Source organism: Agarivorans sp. OAG1 (assembly GCF_037076485.1).
GTDB lineage: Bacteria > Pseudomonadota > Gammaproteobacteria > Enterobacterales > Celerinatantimonadaceae > Agarivorans > Agarivorans albus.
The window spans coordinates 2,826,672-2,844,516 of sequence record NZ_AP028990.1 but is presented as its reverse complement, the minus strand read 5'-3'; the positions used below and the strand labels follow the sequence as shown (position 1 = coordinate 2,844,516).

General features: G+C 44.7%; 14 protein-coding genes. 13 read left to right on the top strand and 1 reads right to left on the bottom strand.

What is annotated here, in order from left to right:
- Window positions 1-46: 46 nt before the first annotated feature.
- From OAG1_RS12965 to OAG1_RS12945, 5 genes are all read left to right on the top strand, one after another.
- A complete protein-coding gene (locus OAG1_RS12965; protein ID WP_338621578.1) occupies window positions 47-1,477 on the top strand; it encodes a Wzz/FepE/Etk N-terminal domain-containing protein in 1,431 nt (476 codons plus the stop codon).
- A 13-nt stretch (window positions 1,478-1,490) separates the two neighbouring features.
- Window positions 1,491-2,573, top strand: coding sequence for a glycosyltransferase (locus OAG1_RS12960; RefSeq protein ID WP_338621577.1), 1,083 nt, complete (start codon window positions 1,491-1,493; stop codon window positions 2,571-2,573).
- Window positions 2,574-2,582: 9 nt separating this feature from the next.
- A complete protein-coding gene (locus OAG1_RS12955; protein ID WP_338621575.1) occupies window positions 2,583-4,394 on the top strand; it encodes a sugar transferase in 1,812 nt (603 codons plus the stop codon).
- A gap of 270 nt (window positions 4,395-4,664) precedes the next feature.
- On the top strand, window positions 4,665-4,982 hold the full coding sequence (locus OAG1_RS12950) for a hypothetical protein (RefSeq protein WP_338621574.1): 318 nt from the start codon (window positions 4,665-4,667) through the stop codon (window positions 4,980-4,982).
- A gap of 117 nt (window positions 4,983-5,099) precedes the next feature.
- Window positions 5,100-5,645 (top strand): sugar O-acetyltransferase, encoded by a 546-nt coding sequence (locus OAG1_RS12945; protein WP_338621573.1) that lies wholly within the window; start codon window positions 5,100-5,102, stop codon window positions 5,643-5,645.
- A gap of 69 nt (window positions 5,646-5,714) precedes the next feature.
- On the opposite strand, the gene OAG1_RS12940 is transcribed toward OAG1_RS12945, so the two are convergent.
- Window positions 5,715-6,371, bottom strand: a complete 657-nt coding sequence (locus OAG1_RS12940) for a methyltransferase domain-containing protein (protein WP_338621572.1) — start codon at window positions 6,369-6,371, stop codon at window positions 5,715-5,717.
- A 235-nt stretch (window positions 6,372-6,606) separates the two neighbouring features.
- Between OAG1_RS12940 and OAG1_RS12935 the strand changes: the two genes are divergently transcribed.
- The 8 genes from OAG1_RS12935 to OAG1_RS12900 all read left to right on the top strand — a co-directional run bounded on the left by OAG1_RS12935 (window position 6,607) and on the right by OAG1_RS12900 (window position 17,840).
- A complete protein-coding gene (locus tag OAG1_RS12935; protein WP_338621571.1) occupies window positions 6,607-6,945 on the top strand; it encodes a zinc ribbon domain-containing protein YjdM in 339 nt (112 codons plus the stop codon).
- A gap of 587 nt (window positions 6,946-7,532) precedes the next feature.
- A complete protein-coding gene (locus tag OAG1_RS12930) occupies window positions 7,533-9,443 on the top strand; it encodes a methyl-accepting chemotaxis protein (RefSeq protein WP_338621570.1) in 1,911 nt (636 codons plus the stop codon).
- Between the two features lie 221 nt (window positions 9,444-9,664).
- Entirely contained in the window at window positions 9,665-10,027 is a 363-nt protein-coding gene (locus tag OAG1_RS12925; RefSeq protein WP_016400564.1) for an STAS domain-containing protein, read from the top strand.
- 21 nt (window positions 10,028-10,048) lie between these two features.
- Window positions 10,049-10,873 carry an OmpA family protein gene (locus OAG1_RS12920; protein ID WP_338621569.1) on the top strand — a complete coding sequence of 275 codons (825 nt, stop codon included), beginning with the start codon at window positions 10,049-10,051 and terminating at the stop codon, window positions 10,871-10,873.
- A gap of 10 nt (window positions 10,874-10,883) precedes the next feature.
- The gene (locus OAG1_RS12915; protein ID WP_016400562.1) at window positions 10,884-13,022 is read left to right on the top strand and encodes an SLBB domain-containing protein; all 2,139 of its coding nucleotides are present in this window, start codon (window positions 10,884-10,886) and stop codon (window positions 13,020-13,022) included.
- A 40-nt stretch (window positions 13,023-13,062) separates the two neighbouring features.
- On the top strand, window positions 13,063-13,761 hold the full coding sequence (locus OAG1_RS12910; RefSeq protein WP_016400561.1) for a protein SypD: 699 nt from the start codon (window positions 13,063-13,065) through the stop codon (window positions 13,759-13,761).
- A 1-nt stretch (window position 13,762) separates the two neighbouring features.
- Window positions 13,763-14,692 carry a phosphate/phosphite/phosphonate ABC transporter substrate-binding protein gene (locus OAG1_RS12905; RefSeq protein WP_338621568.1) on the top strand — a complete coding sequence of 310 codons (930 nt, stop codon included), beginning with the start codon at window positions 13,763-13,765 and terminating at the stop codon, window positions 14,690-14,692.
- 31 nt (window positions 14,693-14,723) lie between these two features.
- Window positions 14,724-17,840 carry a PAS domain S-box protein gene (locus tag OAG1_RS12900; RefSeq protein ID WP_338621567.1) on the top strand — a complete coding sequence of 1,039 codons (3,117 nt, stop codon included), beginning with the start codon at window positions 14,724-14,726 and terminating at the stop codon, window positions 17,838-17,840.
- Window positions 17,841-17,845 lie beyond the last annotated feature (5 nt).

Sequence of the window (17,845 nt, the reverse complement as noted above, 5' to 3'; positions counted from 1 at the left end):
TGGTATGAAATTCGCTTTTCAACACTTGAATCAAATGGAGAATGTAATGGGCGAATTATTACCAAGAGTTTATTTAATCGTTGATGCGCTATGGCGCAGACGTTATCTAATTGTCTTGCCAATACTTCTGATGCCAGTGGCGGGAGCACTCGTATCAATGTTTACCGACAAACAGTATGCCTCGCATACCAGTATGTTGGTGCAAGAAACCGCCAGCTTAAACCCATTTCTAGAAGACTTAGCCGTGTCGGCCAACGTGGAAGGGCGCATGGAAGCGTTAACCACGCTACTGCACAGCCGCCACGTATTGAGCGAAGTGGCGATTGAACAAGGTTTGATGTTTGAAACCGACAGCGCCAGCAAAAAAGAGCAAGTGATTAATCGATTGTCGGCTTCGTTAAGCGTTCGTCAGGTTGGTAAAGATCTCATTCGCATCGACTATAAATCGCCAAATCCTCAGGGAATGAGCCAGTTATTAGAAACCGTTTCTAAGCACTTTGTAGAGCAATTACTAGCGCCAGAGCGTTCGTCAATTAAAGAGTCTGAGCGCTTTTTGCGAGAGCACTTAAGCCTAAGCAGCATGGAGCTAGAAGAAGCCGAAGAAGCACTGGCAATTTACCGCACCCAACATGCCGATGCATTACCAGAGCAGCATTCGGCAAACATTGAGCGTTTATCGCAAGTTCGTCAACGCCTTATCGAACGAGAAGCAGAGCTAGCGGGTGCAAAGCAAAGTTTAGGTAGCATCGACCAACAACTGTCACGCACCAACCCAGTATTAACCCGTTTAGAAGAACAAATAGTGCTTAACCGCGCCGAGTTGGCCACTTTGATGTCACGCTACACCGAAGGTCACTCAAAAGTTCTCGCAGTTAAACGAGTATTGCGCCATTTAGAAGAAGAACGAGCTCAAGTATTAGCGCAGCCCGAATCGGCAGTAAGCAACCACGACAGCTCGGCTTTATTGCAGCAGCAAATTTCTATTACCGAATCTAATGGCGAAATGCTGATTGTGCAGGTTGAAGCCTTAATGATTGCCCGCCAACGCGTCGATGCACTGGCCGAAGAAGTCTCGCAATTACGCAGTTTAGCGTCTTCTTTACAGCGCCAAGTGGGATCGGTGGGTGAGCAAGAGAAGCAGTTACGCATTCTAAATCGTAACCTGCGGGTTAAGCGTAGCCTTTATGAAAATTTGCTCACACGCTATGAGATGGCGCAAGTAACCGGTGCGCTTGGCGTATTCGAACAGTCTGATCGGATCAAAATTATTGACCGCCCTTACACACCCAGTGGCCCTTCAACTTTGCCTTTATGGATGTTTGTTGTTGCCGGTTTAGTGGGAGGCATAGCCTTAGGAGTTAGCTTAGCGGTGATTGCCGAGCTTACAGACTCAAGCTTACGCACCATTAAAGAAATTGAAGACATCGCAGGCGTATCGGTATTAAGCCGAATTCCGCCGCTTAAAGAATCGCATTAAAGAGGATGACCCAATGAGTATTTGGATCCAAGTAGTACAACACTTACAACCTGGCGGCATCGAAACTATGGCGCTTGACTTACAACGTATGGAAGAAGCGCATGAACAAGGCATAATTATTTCTTTAGAAGGTACTAAAGAAGAAGCCTTAGCCGCATGGCCTCGTTTGATTCCTTTTGCCGACCGCCTAATGTTTTTAAACAAGCCAGCTGGCTTTAGCTGGAAAACCTTGTGGAAACTTACCAACTTGTTTCGCCGCTGGGCGGTGCCAGTGGTGCACACTCATCACATTGGGCCGCTCATCTATGGTGGTATTGCTGCACGTTTAGCCAGGGTTAAGGTGGTTATTCATACCGAGCACGACGCCTGGCATTTGCGCCAGCAGCGTCGTCGCATTTTGCAAGGTGCAATTCTTAAATGGGTTAAACCGATGCTAGTGGCCGATGCCAATTTGGTAGCTGGTGAACTAAAAACTGCCTTAGGTGTAACCGACGAAAATGTACAAGTGATTAAAAACGGCATCGACACTCACAGTTTTACCCCCGGCAATAAACTCACCGCTCGCGAGGACTTAGGATTACCTAATAACTGCCAAATAATTGGATGTGCAGGGCGTTTAGAAGTAGAGAAAGGCCAAGCCGTATTAATTGAGGCGCTGCCATTTTTACCTGCCGATGTGCATTTGGCCTTTGCCGGAGACGGAAGCCAACGCCAAGGTTTAGAGCAGTTGGTAGAGAGTTTGCACCTTAGCCATCGGGTACATTTTTTAGGCGCTCTAGATTGTATGCCGCGCTTTTACCAAAGTTTAGATTTGTTTTGTTTACCGTCTTATTTTGAAGGTTTGTCGCTGGTTATTTTAGAAGCACAAGCCTGTGAAGTACCAGCAGTGGTGACTAATGTAGGTGCCTCTACCGAAGCCTTGTGCCCGCGCACTGGCACTGTGGTAGAGCCAGGTTCTGCGTTTGCTATGGCGCAAGCTTTAGAGACAAAGCTCGAAAAACCGAGTAGCGGAAATCCACGCCAATTTGTTAAGCAGTCGGGCGATTTACGCACTACTGCACGCAATTACGCGGCCTTACGCCACCGTTTCTTATAGGGGATAATCATGAACGCATTAATTTATGTAACCTTAATCGCAATGTTCTTGGTGGTTTATCATCACGCTTTATACCCCTTGTTGTTAAAGCTTTTGAGCAAAGACAAAACGCAAAATACCGAGGATGAAATTCAAAGTGTTGCGCGCAAATATCACCAACGCGAGCAAGACCAGCAATTGCCCAGCATAGAGTTACTTATACCTGCTTATAACGAGCAAGATTACATTGCGGCAAAGCTGATTAACCTAGCTACTTTAGATTACCCCGAAGACCGCTTAAGCATTAAAGTGATATGCGATGGCTGTAGCGACGATACCGCCAGCGTGGCAAGAGCGTGTTTAGAAGACTTAGCATTTTGCAGCTTTTCCATAGAGATATGCGAACAGCTGCAAAACCAAGGCAAAGTGGCTGTGCTTAACCAGTACATTTCGCAAAGCAAAGCGGATATTGTGGCATTGTCTGACGTATCAGCGCTTATTTCGGTAGACGCAATGTTAATTGCAGCGCAGCATTTTGGCCAACCACAAGTTGGCGTAGTGTGTGGTTACTATCATCTACTAAGCCCTGGTTCGGTAGGTGAGCAGGCTTACTGGAATTACCAACGCGAAGTGAAACGTTGTGAGGCGAATATGGGCGCACCCTTAGGCGCACATGGCGCATTCTATTTGATTAAAAAGTCTCTATTTAGAGTAATGCCAGACGACACCATTAACGATGACTTTGTTATTCCCATGGATATAGTTGCCCAAGGCTACAAGGCTGTTTACGAACCAAACATTCGCGCCTTAGAGCTTGAACACGCCGCCGACAGCCAAGACCGCAGCCGCAGAAAGCGCATTGGAGCGGGCAACTTACAGCAACTCATTCGTCTTCGTCATATGTTGCTACCACGTTTCAAGGGTGTGGCCTTTACCTTCTTCTCTGGCAAAGCCTTACGAGTAACCATCCCTGTATTTATGCTCACCAGCTTTTTTGGGGCCATGGTGTTAGCTGTGCAATCTGCAGTATTTGCAGTGTTATTTGCTTTGCAGGTTGTGGCTTACAGCTTAGCGATGTTGCCGCGCTTTATGCCTAATGCAAAACTACCAAACGCAATAGGCAGCCTAAATTATTTAGTAGAAGGGCACTTCTCTAGCATGATGGGCTGTGTAGATTACCTTCTTAAAAAGCTACAGCGTCGCTACTTAAGTGGCTTTGTAAGCCCCTTAGTTGCAGTAGGTAAAAGGCTATTTGACGTGCTGGGGGCAACATTATTGCTGTTGGTATTTAGTCCCTTATTTCCCTTGGTGGCATTAGCCATAAAGCTGGATAGTAAAGGGCCGGTTTTCTACCAGCAAACCCGAGTAGGCTTAATGTCTGACAATGTAGTGCAGTTGTTCGACATCTTTAAGTTTAGAAGTATGCGGGCCGATGCCGAATCTGGCATTGGTGCTGTTTGGGCGGCAAAGCAAGACAAACGCATTACTCGAGTGGGGCGGTTTTTACGTAAAACCCGAATTGATGAATTACCCCAACTCATCAATGTACTTAAAGGCGAAATGTCTTTGGTTGGGCCACGACCAGAGCGCCCGGTTTTCTATCAAACGCTAGAAAACTCCATCCCTTTTTATAGTGAACGCACAGTGGGCGTAAAACCCGGTATTACCGGTTTAGCGCAGGTAAACTTGGCCTACGATTGTTCAATCGAAGACGTTAAACAAAAACTCGCTTACGATCATTGCTACGCATTAAGCCTTAGCCAATGCAGCTCTTGGCTCTACCAAGACATAAGCGTACTGCTTAAAACGGTTTGGGTGGTACTAGCGGGAAAAGGGCAATAAAGGCTGGCTCTTATTGCTAAGCAGCAAGTTTGCTTGACTGTTGCTTTTTGCGCCGATAAGCAACTTCCTATTTTTGCTAAATAAAAAGTTTACTCTTTGTGCGTTTAGCCTTCAGGTGGAAAAATTTCCGGCTTAGTATCAGTTACTTAGCTTAGTGTTGAATTAGATAATAGGTTTGTTAACTGTGCATACGCGTTTTCACTGGTTTCAATGAGGTATACGCGCATGCGCACTATACAAATGTTATATAGCAAACAAGAATAACGAACAATGAAGTTATCAATTGACTCTGAATCTACCGAGGAACAGCAAGAAATTCTTGTTGGCGAGATTATCGCGAACATCGCAGAACAGCTAGAAGAAGTTGGTTTACAAGGTGATGTGCTTAAAGAAACCACCGGCAAAATTGCTTTTAAGGTTGCCTGCATGCTTGATGGCGTATCGGAAGTAAGCTTTGATGGAAGTGAAGCGTTACAATATGTTTGCTTTCAAGGCGGCGACGATACATTGGTGCATCTAGGAGGCAACACATACATGCATGAGTTGGTATACGGCATCCTCGGTGCCATGTTCAAAGATGCCTCATAGCTGAACTGCAGCACATTGACCGTAGCTGCCGCATAGCTTCATTGGTGTGGCTTGTCCCACTTTATCATTTTTCCATTTTGCTACAATGGACAGCCGATAATAGCTATTGGAAGTGCAATGAGCGAGTTTGAGAATATGTGCTTAGGGAAGGAGTATGATGTTGATAGTCCTGAACTTGCACAAATTAGAAATAAAGCATTTGAGTTACTCCAACAGATAAATCAACGACAGTTTGAAGCTGCCAAACCTTATGTGGCTCAGCTATTAGCGCATCTAGGTAAGGGCAGTATTATTTGCCCGCCTTTTTTATGTGAATACGGCAAGACCATTTCTGTGGGTGATAATACCTACATTAATATGGGGGTTACGATGCTAGACAACGCTCCTGTTAAAATTGGTAACAATGTACTTATTGGCCCAAATTCGCAGTTTTATACTCCAACTCACCCCTTAGACTATCAGCGTCGTAGGACATGGGAGGTTAAGTCTTTGCCAATTACGGTGGAAGATGATGTGTGGATTGGTGGCAATGTTGTTGTTTGCCAAGGCGTAACTATTGGGGCTCGTTCTGTTGTGGCAGCAGGCTCGGTTGTTACAAAAAACGTTGAACCAGATTCACTTGTTGGGGGCATGCCTGCAAAACGCATTAGAGCTCTAGTTTAGTCACGAACAAGCAATTAACTGTTTAAGAGTACTAAGGGCTCGTCGAGTTTTTTATAATGTGTTTGTTGCTTATTGCGCTCGTTTAAAGGTTAAAATATACCCTTTAAACACTTCATCAATGTAGTCGGTATGAACGGGTTTGGCATGGCTTGATGTGTAGCCAAATTCGACCATTTTTGCGCTTAGCTTACTTTTTCTGCCACGTCCTGGATCTACAATAATTACTTCGCTGGAAGGCTTTGAGTGGTCGTTAATGAAGTTAGCTAGTTGGTCTATATGTTCATTCTCGTATAGTAAATCGCTACCAATTATCACATCGAACAGCCCTAGGGTGTCGTGTTCATCTGCCCAGCCAACTCTTTCATAGTTTATGCTTTTGTCGCCATTTAGCTTGGTATTTCTGTTGAGAAAGGTTTCAACTTCGGGGTGATAATCGGTGGCGGTAATATCGGCAAGTTGTTTGTTTAACAATAAACTGCTGAGCCCGATACCGCAGCCTACTTCTAATATTCTTTTGGTGCCTGTGTCATAGTCGGCCATGTAGTGGGCGAGCACAAAGCTTGATGGCCAAACTACACCAAATATTGGCCAAGAGGCAGAGCTTATACCGAGTTTTTCGGCAATGCCTGCTGGGTCGTGAAACTCTTGTCTATTGCGTAAGGTGCACAGGTGTATATCGGTTTTTCCAAACTCAACCGTTTGGTAGGATAGGCGTAATTTTGTCATTAGGCTGTCTCAACAAATAAATGAGCGCTAAGCCAGGTATCGGTGATAAATGACAAAACGAAATGTTTTCTCTAGGGTATAGCAGTTTGCCTAAATGGCAATGTATTTAACAAAGTAATCAATATTTTAGTGTTGTTGCGCAATGAAGTTCCGATAAAATTGGTAGTACTTACTCGCTCTTGGCGCGCACGATCAGTATCATGTTTGCTAAGTAAAATTTAAGAAGTTTAAAGAGATGTCACTTCCCGCTTGCCCCAATTGCCAGTCTGAATATGTTTATCAAGATCAAAGCCAGCTTATATGCCCAGAATGCGCCTTTGAATGGAACCCCGATGAAGTTGCAGAAGCAGAGAAGGTGATTGTTAAGGATGCCAATGGCACGTTGTTGGCCGAAGGGGATAAAGTTACTTTGGCTAAAGATCTTAAAGTAAAAGGCAGTTCTTTGGTGCTAAAGATTGGCACTAAAGCGGTGATTAAACGCATGGCTAATGGCAAAGATCACCAGTTAGATTGCAAAGTAGATGGTGCTGGCGACATGATGGTAACCGCTCAGTTTGTTAAAAAATCTTCATAGCTTTAGCTAGGGTCTGTTGATCTTTGCTGATGGTTTTTGCAGCAATTTATTAGCCGTTTAGGCAAGGCAGTGAGTGTGCAGTTAAGTGGGCTTAATAATCACTCGCTAACGCTGAATAAATGGCTAAGAAATGCTGCCCGAAGGGTTCGGATAAGCGAACTTTACTCTTTGTTAAGCACTTCTTGCTTAGCCCACTAGGCTTCTAAGTGCTCGCCGCGATTAAAGCCCGCTTATCTCGAACAAAATTTCAACACCAAAGATCAACAGATCCTAATAGTTCGCTTAGATAAAGGCGCTGTAGGATACTGAAATAATTTATACGCTCACTTTATCGGCTGGGCGTTCATTTCCTAGTTTTTGTGTTTTTGTGTTTTTGTGCCTTAAGGCTCTTAAGTTGGTAGTGCTATTAAAGCAGTACTTTGAGTTTATTTTGTTCAGTTAACCTAATGCAATTTGGTGACATACGCGTTTTTTTTGAAGCCTTTTGGTACTCGCTAAGCGAAGTTTAATTTTGTTGAAGTACCTAACATTAATCGTTGCCTATTTGTAATACATTAAGCTATAAAATATTACAAAAGGTGAAAAGGATGAATCGCTTTGGCTTTAAATCAAGCTTGTTGTCGGCAATGGCATCTATGCTTGTTTTATCTCTACTTGTAACAAGTTACCTCTCATACACACTGATCAAAGATCAAATAACCGATAGTTTACTTCGTGATATTCATCATACTATTGACCAGAAAACTCAAGAGATTGAAACCTCTTTTCAGCGTACAACCGACGCAGTAACTCAGTTAGCAAAGCTCTATCAGGAAAAGGATATTGGCGATAACCATGTAGCCATGACCGAATATACCGCCCGCTTAGGTGGAGTGTATAAAGTAATTATTGGTTTTGATGATGGGTCGTCGTTTGTTTCTAGGGCTTCTGAGTCGTTTCCTAATGGTGTTGGTCGCTTAGACAAATACGACCCACGTACACGGCCTTGGTACCAAGCTGCTAAACGTAATAGTGGCTTGTCGCTAAGCGACGTGTTTTTTACTCGTAGTGATGGTGTGCCAATGATGGGGGTAATGCATCCGATTAAAGATGGCATCATTATGGCCGATTTACGTTTTGACCACTTACAAGAACAGTTGAACTCGTTAGGCGAAATAGCTGGAGCAACGGGCTTGGTATTAGATAAAAGTGGCTTAGTGTTGGCCTCTACCAATGAGCAAGTAAAACAGAAAGACAACATTGCCGATGTTGAAGTGTTTGCCGGCGTTTACCAAAGCCTTATAGGCAAAGAGCAAGCAATACAAACCGCCGAGGTGGGTGGACAAACTACCTTGTTTGTTAGCCAGCAAGTGAAGCTGCTGGGTGACGATGAATGGTACGTAATGATTACGGTAGACGAGGCAATAGCCTTTGCGCCGCTTAAAGCCACAAGCTACAAAATGGCCAGCATTATTGCAGCCGCAACATTGGTGTCGGTGATTATTTTGCTGTTTGTGTTAAACCAGCTTTATCAACCGATTATTAAGTTACGCAACTTAGTAACCGAGCTCGGCCAAGGTAGTGGCGACTTAACTCAGCGCTTGGAAGTTAAAACTGATGATGACATTGGCATTATTGCCAAGGGGATCAACGGCTTTATTGCTCAATTGCAAACCATGTTGTTAGAAATAAACGCTGCCCGCTCTAAGCTATCTTCAGGCATAGATACTTTAGACCAGCATAGCAAAAGTAGCAGTGACATTCTGCAGCAGCATACCAACGAGACTACACAAATTGTTGCAGCCATTGAAGAGTTGTCGAATACTGCAGAGTTAGTGGCTGGCAATACTTCAGCTGCGGCTAAATACACCACCGAGGCAAATCAAAGCGGCGAAGACTCGGTACAAACCATTAAGTCTACTCAACAAAAAATTGAAGCCTTAGCCAGTGAAATTCATGAAACCTCTAGCAATGTAGAGAACATGAATAACGAAACTTCGAGTATTCAAAATATTGTTGAGGTGATTGGTAGCATTGCTGAGCAAACCAACTTGCTTGCACTAAATGCTTCTATTGAAGCGGCAAGAGCAGGGGATCAAGGTCGCGGCTTTGCGGTAGTGGCCGACGAGGTGAGAGCCTTAGCAAGCCGTACTCAAAGTAGTACCAGCGAAATAGAGCAGGCCTTAGCCAAGCTTAAGCAAGAAGCCAGCTTGGTGGTATCGTCGATAGGCAGCACCGAACATACTTGTTCAGATACTGTAGAAGAGGCGGATAAAACCTCAACCAGCTTGCAAAAATTGGGTGATTTTATTCATCAAATTAATGAGCTTAATAGCCAGGTTTCTACCTCTGCCAGCGAGCAGAACATTGTTATTCAAGAAATAAACCGGAGCATGCATCAAATTCACGACATGGTTGAAAAGCTAAACAGTGAAGGGCAAAGCCAGCGCAGTGAAACTCAGAACATTGCGGCAATTAACCATGAGTTAGGCACTATGATTAGCCAATTTAAACTCTAGCTTGTTTGTGCCATTAAACGCCCAAGCCAAGTGCTTGGGCGTTTAACTACTAGGCTGGCAGTCACCCGCAAATTGCAATTTGCGAAATCAGAATACTTCTTAATTTTAAAACCCTCCTTGTCACTCCTTTTTATCTCTATCTTTTTGTATTTATTGAGTATTTTTAGTTTGGCATAAAACTCGCTTTATCAGTCTTGAAATCAAGAATTGTGGAGCGAATTATGAAAATGCAACTAACTACTTCAAACCAAGGAAACCTTACCGCTTCTATTGTTGGCGCATTTGATGCTGAGTCTTGCGCCGAGCATAAAGCAGCCTTCGAAGGTATTTGCGCCGATGCAGCCAGCAAATTGGTGATTGTGAATATGAGCCAAGTAGAGTTTTTAGATGCATCTGGCATTGGCGCCTTGGTATTTATGTTTAAACGCATTAATGCGGCAGGCGGTCAACTAGTGTTACTTGGCGCTCAACAACAGCCTCGAGATTTGCTGGTTATGCTTCGTGTAGACCACATCATTACCATGATTGATACGCTACCTAGCCAAAATCATACCACTGATACTTTACCTTCAATCGCCGCTTAAGCTGAGCCTCAGGAGCCTATTATGCGTAGCATTATCATCCCCGTATTGTTAACCATGACCACAGCTTGTACCGCCTGGCCAGAACAAGGACGCGGTGGTTTTGCCGAGCATCAACACGCTATCTTGGCTTGGATGGACGGTGACACTGGCACTACCGATCTTCGCGAGCTAGGCCCTGAACATGGCCTGCAGTTTGAAGCTGTATTAGTAAAACACCAGTTAGATTTATTAGTGCTTGAAGGTGCAGAGTTATGTTTCCCTGCATCGGTTACACAAGCACGTATGCAGCAGCAGCGCATTTTGCGCGAACTAGAAGGCGGGCTAACTTTTGATGCCGCCAACGATATTGAAATTCAGCAGCACTTTTTAAATATGTTGGAAAAACGTTTGGACCGCGTAACCGAGAGTGGCGCTTGCCAAACCGACCGTTTAGGACATATTCAGTCTTCACAATTAATGGTAAGCATTAGCGATGCATTAAACAGCAATAATCAATTTGCTTTTGACTCTAGCGAGCTTACGCCTGCTTACCAAGACCAGCTTCGTAATCTAACGCCAATTATCGCAGCCAGTAAGGTATCGCTAATTATCACTGGGCATAGCGATAGCAAGGGCGATGACAACTACAAACAGCGTTTATCTTTAGCCCGCGCACAGACCGTAGCTGAGTTTATGACCGAACTTGGCATGAATGAAGAATTAATCGAAGTGGCTGCCGTAGCCGACTCACAACCCTATTTAGAAGGTAACAGCGATGCTGTTCGCCATTCTAACCGCCGCGTTACCATCAGTGTTATTGATGCTGACAGCAACATCCTCGCTCAGCACGCTTTGCGTGTTAAATAAGGAGCTTGTCATGAAATTCTTTAAATTGTGTAAGTACATAGTGGCAGCATGGATGTTGTTTGGTTTTGTATTAAGTATTGTATTTAGCGCACAAGCTCATGCAGCTAAACCACAAGTGCAAGCGGGTGATGTAGTAAGAATTATTCTCCCTGGAGAAGCCTCGCTTGATAAGAACTTTGAAGTAGGGCGCAACGGCCGTTTAATTTTGCCAGAAGTTGGCCCAATCATGGTGTCGGGCTTCACCGAAGCGCAAATGCAAGAAAAGATTAAGCGCGAATTGTCGAAAGCTTACCGTGACCTTGCTGGACTAAAAGTATTGTTAGAAGAGCGCCGTATTCGCATTAGTGTGTTGGGCTTTGTGGGCCAACCGGGTGAAGTAGTACTGGCACAAGGTGCGGGTGTGCAAATGGCGATTCAAGCTGCAGGTGGCTTACGCTCTGGTGCGCAATTAGACCGCATGCAACTGCGCCGCGAGAGCTTAGATGAAACTCAAGTATTTAACTATAAACGCTACTTAGATTCTGGCGATTTAAGTGTTCTGCCAGAGCTTGAATCTTTAGATGTATTGTTTGTTCCTGCCTCACCTAAAATTGGCAATGTAGCAGTAGATTTTGACCCAAAAGCCTTAAACGATAAAGGCGATGCCGCTGAAGATCGCACCGCAGTAAAAGTATTTGGTGAAGTATACAACCCTGGTAGCTTTTCCTTTAAAGAGTCTGCCTCGTTAGTTGATATGCTCATGCGAGCAGGCGGTGTGACTCGCTACGCCAGTGTTGAACAGATCCGCGTAATCATCAACGGTGACCCGCAACTATTTAATTTAAAACGCTATTTAGATACTGGCGATAGCCAGATGATGCCCCGTTTAAGCGCTGGCACCACCATTTTTGTACCTAAGCAAGAAGAAGAGATTAAAGCGGGTGCCAACACCGTGTATGTAATGGGCGAAGTATTTAAGCCCGGTGCTTACGAAGGTAATAAATCTGCTGGCTTTTTAGATGTGCTAGCTAACTCTGGTGGCCCAACCCGTTTTGCCGAAACTCGCCAAATTCGTGTGATTCGCAGTAATGGTTCGGTAGAGCGTTTTGACTTGCAATCATTTACCGAAGGCCGAATTTCTCAGTTACCAGAAATAGCCGCTGGTGATGCGATTTTTATCCCAGAGAAAACCGATTTAAATGAAAAGTCGTGGACTAAAGTATCGCCTAATCGCGCAGTGAAGGTTATGGGTGAAGTTAATCGTCCTGGTCGTTTTGAATGGGCGAACGAGATGAACCTTATGGATTTGTTAGCTCATGCAGGTGGCCCTAAACCGAATGCCGATATGGCTAAAATAACCGTGTTGTTTAGCGATTCAAACGGCAATACTCGCTCGGTTAACTTTGACTTAAACGCTTACCTAAATGGCGAAATTAGCAATAACAGCATGCCACGCATCGTAGCGGGTACCACTATCATGGTGCCGCAATTGCCAGATGACCCAAGCGACAACAAATCACAGTGGGTGCGTCAGCGTTCAGAAGATTCCATCTACGTATTTGGTCAAGTAGTTGCACCTGGTCGCTACCGTTTTGACCCTAGCATGCACTTCCTAGACATTTTGGCTGCGGCCGATGGCCCAGCGGAGCAAGCAGACATTAGCAATGTGCGAATTAGCCACCGCAACGGCAAACACTCTCGCGTGTCTAAATTAGATTTAGCGATGTACTTTGAAACCGGTGATGAGTCCTTACTGCCAAACGTGGTACCTGGTGATTCTATCTACATTCCTGAAAAAGACCGTAACTGGTTGTCGGAGAAAAAAGAGCGCACCGTGCGGGTACTTGGCTCGGTGAACAAGCCAGGTCGTTACCGCTTTAACGATGACATGACGCTATTAGACTTGTTAGCCGAAGCGGGCGGTGTTGATAACGATGGCTTCCCAGAAAAGATTACCGTAGTGAACTTGTCTTGCTGTAAAGACCAAGCCCGCACCTTCAACTTACTTGAGTTCTCTAAAACCGGTGACTTTGGCATGTTGCCAGTGATTCGCGCTGGCGACACTGTGTATATTCCTTCACGTGAAGAGAGCGGCTGGCATAAGGCCCGCCAAGGCATGGAAGATGTGTTCCGCATTGTCACCATTAGCGCGCTGTTAGGTTTTCTATAAGCCTTTGCATCACTGAATTAGCCGATTACTGGAGTTTTATATGATTAGCTTACCGTCAACTTATCAAGAACTAGAGCGAGTGTATCAACGCTTACCGGTGAAACAGCATTCTTGCATTGGTGTGAGTGCTAGCCAGCCAGAAGAGGGCGTTTCTACTTTAGTTGATGCCATTGCAAGGCGTGCAGCTGGAGCAGGACGAAGTGTACTAGTGGTGGATTTTAACTTACATCACCCCCGCCATTTTGATGTGCCAGTGTTCGACTTAGGCTGGGATCGCGGCAAAGTGCTTGGGGTGATTAAAGACCAACAGTCTGGCGTGGATTATCTGCCAGTGCCAATGGACAAAGTGAGCTTAGTGCAGCTAAGAGAACCTGGTGCCATTGAGCAGTGGGTAGAGCAATGGAAGGAAAGTTATCAGCTGGTGTTGTTTGATACTTCGGCGATCAATCAAACCAATAGCGGCAACCTTCATGCCGCTCGTGCTTTATCGGCGTGTGACGCCAGCATTATCACCATGATGGCAGGTGTTACTTCTCGGCCTGCTTTTGAATCGGCCATTAACGATCTTAGCCTTGAAGATATTCGCTTACTCGGGGTTGTGATGAACGATCGTTTTAATCCAAGTTTAAAAAACGAGTTATTGAGAGAAACTTCACGAATTACCGACATGTTTCCTCGTTTCAAGGGGTATCTGCAAAGAATTCTCGTTAACTCTCAACTACTTTCAATAAGGATATGATATGTTTTTCATAATACAAACGGCGAAAGGAAGTCGCGTTCCATTGAGTAAACAGCAACAAGAATTGTTTGAGCTAAAAAACAAGCAATATAAGGCCAAACGCCGTATGCAAATAAAAGTTACGGTGTTGTTAGTATGTTTATTGCTGGTGATTTTTGCCGCTCTTATGTCAAAGGCTGAGGCAAAAACCTATACCTTTGGCATTGTGCCGCAGCAATCAGCTACCCGTTTGGCGCTGCAATGGAGTCCGCTTTTGGAGGCCGTTAGCCAGCATAGTGGTCATCTCTTAGAGTTTAAAACTGCACCAAGTATTGCTGAGTTTGAAAAGCGCTTAGCTCAAGGGCAATACGACTTTGCCTATATGAATCCTTATCATTACCAGGTTTATTCAGAGCAACCTGGTTACCGAGCTTTCGCAAAATCAAAAGATAAAAAACTTAGTGGTATTATTGTGGTAAGTAAAGAATCTGATACTACTATCAATAATGTGCGTGACTTGGATTCTCAATCAATGGCTTTTCCTGCACCCAATGCATTTGCCGCTAGTGTGGTGCTTAGAGGTTACTTAGCTCAACAAGAAATTGATTTTAATCCGTTTTATGTTGGGTCGCATGACTCGGTTTATCGAGCTGTAGCTGCGGGTTTATATCCTGCCGGCGGGGGGATTCCGCGCACTTTTCAAAGTAGCACGGTTAAAGACCAATTACGCATATTATGGGAGTCGCCAGGGTTTACCCCTCATGCCATCGCGGCACACCCAAATGTGGAAGCGCCTGTGTTAGCCGCTGTGCAGCAAGCGTTTCTTAGTATGGGGCAAGATGAAGCGCAACAAAGCTTACTTAAAGCCTTAAATATGAAAGGTTTTGTTGCCGCCGAAGATGCCGAGTGGGATGATGTGAGAGAGCTTGGGATAGGCGATACCCACCACTAATATACCTTAGCAACAAGGATGAAACGACGCGATGACATTTAGCTTTAAGGCAAAAACAGTTCTGGGCGTCGCTTTAATTGAAGCCGTGCTGTTAGGCGTGTTGGTATATAGCAGTATTGGCTGGCTGTATGATTCTAACGAACTGCAAGTTGAGCAGCACAGTAGGATGATGTCTTCTCTGTTCGCCTCTACCACTAAAAACGCCATTATCACTACCGATTTAGCCACCCTCGATAGCCTCACCAGCGAATTCTCTGCACAAAAAGACATTGCCTACGTCATCATCAAAGACCAAAACGATCGTTTGTTATCAAAGGCAGGCGTAGATCCCTTATCTAACCCAAGAGATAACCCCGACTTAGGAGACCATGAACACAGCGTATTTGTTACCGAAAATGTCGTAGAGATTGGTGGGCGAATATACGGAAACATAGAAATTGGCGTTTATGATCATGGTTTGCATGGCCTAATTTCAGAAGCGAGCTCTTTTGGGGTGAGTATTGCTTTGTTGGAAATAGCTTTAGTGGCGCTGTTTTCGTTTTTGTTGGGTTCATACCTTACTCGCCAGCTGGGCGACTTAAGAGATGCCGCCAAAACTATTACTCAGGTTGGGCCGGGCATTCAACTTAAAGTGAAAGGCAAGGATGAGATATCCGAGGTATCAAACGCGTTTAACACCATGTCGGCTGCGCTGGAAAAGTCCCATATTGAATTTAAGCAAGCCATTGAAACGCAAGAAAAGCTAGCCTTAGAACTTAAGCAAAATCAATCAATTTTAAAGGCAACCATCGCTTCAGCAATGGATGCCGTTATTACCACCGATAGACACGGCCATGTATTAGAATTTAGCCAAAGTGCTGAGCGAATCTTTGGTTATAGCCGAGATGAAATCGTGGGTGAAGAACTTGCGAGCTTTCTGGTACCAGAAGCGTTTCGTGAAGCGCACCGCCAAGGCCTTAAGCACTTTAGAAAAACCGGTGAAGCGCCAGTATTAGGCCAGCGCTTAGAGTTACCCGCTATGCATAAAGAAGGACATGAGTTTCTTTCAGAGCTAACGATTAGTTCTGTAGAAGTGGGTGACGATACTGTATTTACCGCGTTTATGCGTGATATCTCAGACAAAAAACGCACTGAACAAGAGCTGCAATTGGCCGCCGAAGCCTTTGATGCTAACGAAGCCATTTTTATTACTAATCATCACGCCGAGATTGTGCGGGTTAACCAAGCTTTTACCCGTATTACGGGTTATAGCGCTGAGGAAGCCTTAGGCCAAACCCCTTCAATATTAAGTTCTGGCGAGCACGATAAGGCGTTTTTCGACAATATGTGGCAACACCTAAAACAAGATGGTGTGTGGTCGGGCGAAATTGTTAACCTTCGAAAAAATGGCGAACGTTTACCAGAGTGGTTAAGTATCTCGTCAGTTAAAAATCCAGAAGGCGAAATTACTCATTATGTGGCTCATTTTACTGATTTAAGTGAACAAAAAGCAGTGGAGCAATCACTAGAGCGAGCCAAGCATGATGCAGAAGCCGCAAGCTTAGCTAAAAGTCGTTTTCTAGCTAGCATGAGCCACGAGATCCGCACCCCGCTAAATGCCATTATCAACATGTATCAAATACTTAAAGAAACCGATTTGAGCTTGGAGCAACAGGGTTTTGTAGATACTGGAAATGAGGCCGGACATACACTAATGGCCTTGGTGAACAACGTATTAGATTTCTCTAAAATCGAGGCTGGTCAGTTAGAGTTTAACAACGAATGGTTCTCGGCCACCGATACCTTAGAAAGCATTGTTAAGTTATTTAATACCACGGCTCAGCAAAAGGCCCTGAAGTTTGAGTTAGATGTGGCGGATGAAATCCTGCCTGAGTATTTTGGTGAGCCACTGCGCTTTAGGCAAATTGTATTCAACCTAATGGGGAACGCGGTTAAATTTACCTCCAAGGGCGGAGTGAGCTTGGGGTTAAAAGCAACCCAACCTTATGGTGTAGAGCTTACTGTTAGTGACACTGGCATTGGCATTAGTAAAGAAGACAAAGAGCGCTTATTTGAAGAGTTTTATCAAGTGGATAGTGGTGCTACCAAACGTTATTCCGGTACCGGGTTAGGCTTAGCAATTACCCGCCAATTAGTTGAGAAGATGGGCGGTGAGGTGAGCGTAGAAAGCGAAGTAGGACGCGGCACTACATTTACTGTGAACCTGCCCTTTAGAGGTCGCCATGCACCAGTGATTCAATTAGATGATATGGCGGAACAAACAGAGCCTGAGCAATCCGTAGTAGAAGATGCCAGAGTACTGTTGGTTGAAGATAGCGCAATGAACCGTGCTGTAGTGACCCAAGTACTTAAAGATTTTGTTAAAGAGTTAAGCTGTGCTGAAAATGGTCAAGTTGCTGTTGAGCTGTGCGAGCACAATGAGTACGACGTGATTCTTATGGATATGGCAATGCCCGTAATGGATGGCTTAGCTGCAACTCGTGCCATTCGAGCAGCCAGTGGGCCTAATCAAGAAACCCCGATTTTGGCGATGACTGCCAATGCCTTTGCCGAAGATAAACAAGCCTGTTTTTCTGCAGGTATGAACGATTTTATCACTAAGCCTATCGACATCCCCTTGTTAAGGGCTAAACTGGTTCAGTGGTATAGCGAAGCACCAATTCGCTCGCAGCTCAGTGAGCCACTTATATCAACGATACCAGAGCAAACAACAGTTAGTACTCAACCTGATAAACCTAAGGTGAACTTGCAGTTTGTTTCAGAGACAAAAACAGCAGCGGTGCTAGAACAAGACTTAAGTGTGTTGGTTGATAAAAAAGTGCTCGAGCAGTTGGTAAAAGATGCCGGAACAGAAGCGCTACCGTTGATGCTTTCTTTGTTGTATCAAGAAACTGAGCAGCAGAGGATAACCATAAAACAAGCTTTTGAAGAGCAGCTTTTTGACGACGTAGCATTAGCCGCTCATACCCTAAAGGGCAATGTAGCCACTTTTGGTGGCGAGCGTTTGAGGCAACTAGCATTAGCGATTGAAATAGCCGGTAAAGCTTCGGACGCAGAAGCATTAGCCAATACTGTGCCGCAGTTAGACAATGCCGTAGAGCAAACAATTAACGCCATTAAACAGTTTGAAAAAACAGTGTGCGCTTAAGGAGA

Bases quoted from the DNA above. Each gene is read 5' to 3' on its own strand.
- OAG1_RS12965 (WP_338621578.1), top strand. From the start codon at position 47: ATGGGCGAATTATTACCAAGAGTTTATTTAATCGTTGATGCGCTATGG.
- OAG1_RS12910 (WP_016400561.1), top strand. From the start codon at position 13,063: ATGATTAGCTTACCGTCAACTTATCAAGAACTAGAGCGAGTGTATCAA.
- OAG1_RS12915 (WP_016400562.1), top strand. From the start codon at position 10,884: ATGAAATTCTTTAAATTGTGTAAGTACATAGTGGCAGCATGGATGTTG.
- OAG1_RS12950 (WP_338621574.1), top strand. From the start codon at position 4,665: ATGAAGTTATCAATTGACTCTGAATCTACCGAGGAACAGCAAGAAATT.
- OAG1_RS12920 (WP_338621569.1), top strand. From the start codon at position 10,049: ATGCGTAGCATTATCATCCCCGTATTGTTAACCATGACCACAGCTTGT.
- OAG1_RS12905 (WP_338621568.1), top strand. From the start codon at position 13,763: ATGTTTTTCATAATACAAACGGCGAAAGGAAGTCGCGTTCCATTGAGT.
- OAG1_RS12925 (WP_016400564.1), top strand. From the start codon at position 9,665: ATGAAAATGCAACTAACTACTTCAAACCAAGGAAACCTTACCGCTTCT.
- OAG1_RS12960 (WP_338621577.1), top strand. From the start codon at position 1,491: ATGAGTATTTGGATCCAAGTAGTACAACACTTACAACCTGGCGGCATC.
- OAG1_RS12945 (WP_338621573.1), top strand. From the start codon at position 5,100: ATGAGCGAGTTTGAGAATATGTGCTTAGGGAAGGAGTATGATGTTGAT.
- OAG1_RS12935 (WP_338621571.1), top strand. From the start codon at position 6,607: ATGTCACTTCCCGCTTGCCCCAATTGCCAGTCTGAATATGTTTATCAA.
- OAG1_RS12940 (WP_338621572.1), bottom strand. From the start codon at position 6,371: ATGACAAAATTACGCCTATCCTACCAAACGGTTGAGTTTGGAAAAACC.
- OAG1_RS12930 (WP_338621570.1), top strand. From the start codon at position 7,533: ATGAATCGCTTTGGCTTTAAATCAAGCTTGTTGTCGGCAATGGCATCT.
- OAG1_RS12900 (WP_338621567.1), top strand. From the start codon at position 14,724: ATGACATTTAGCTTTAAGGCAAAAACAGTTCTGGGCGTCGCTTTAATT.
- OAG1_RS12955 (WP_338621575.1), top strand. From the start codon at position 2,583: ATGAACGCATTAATTTATGTAACCTTAATCGCAATGTTCTTGGTGGTT.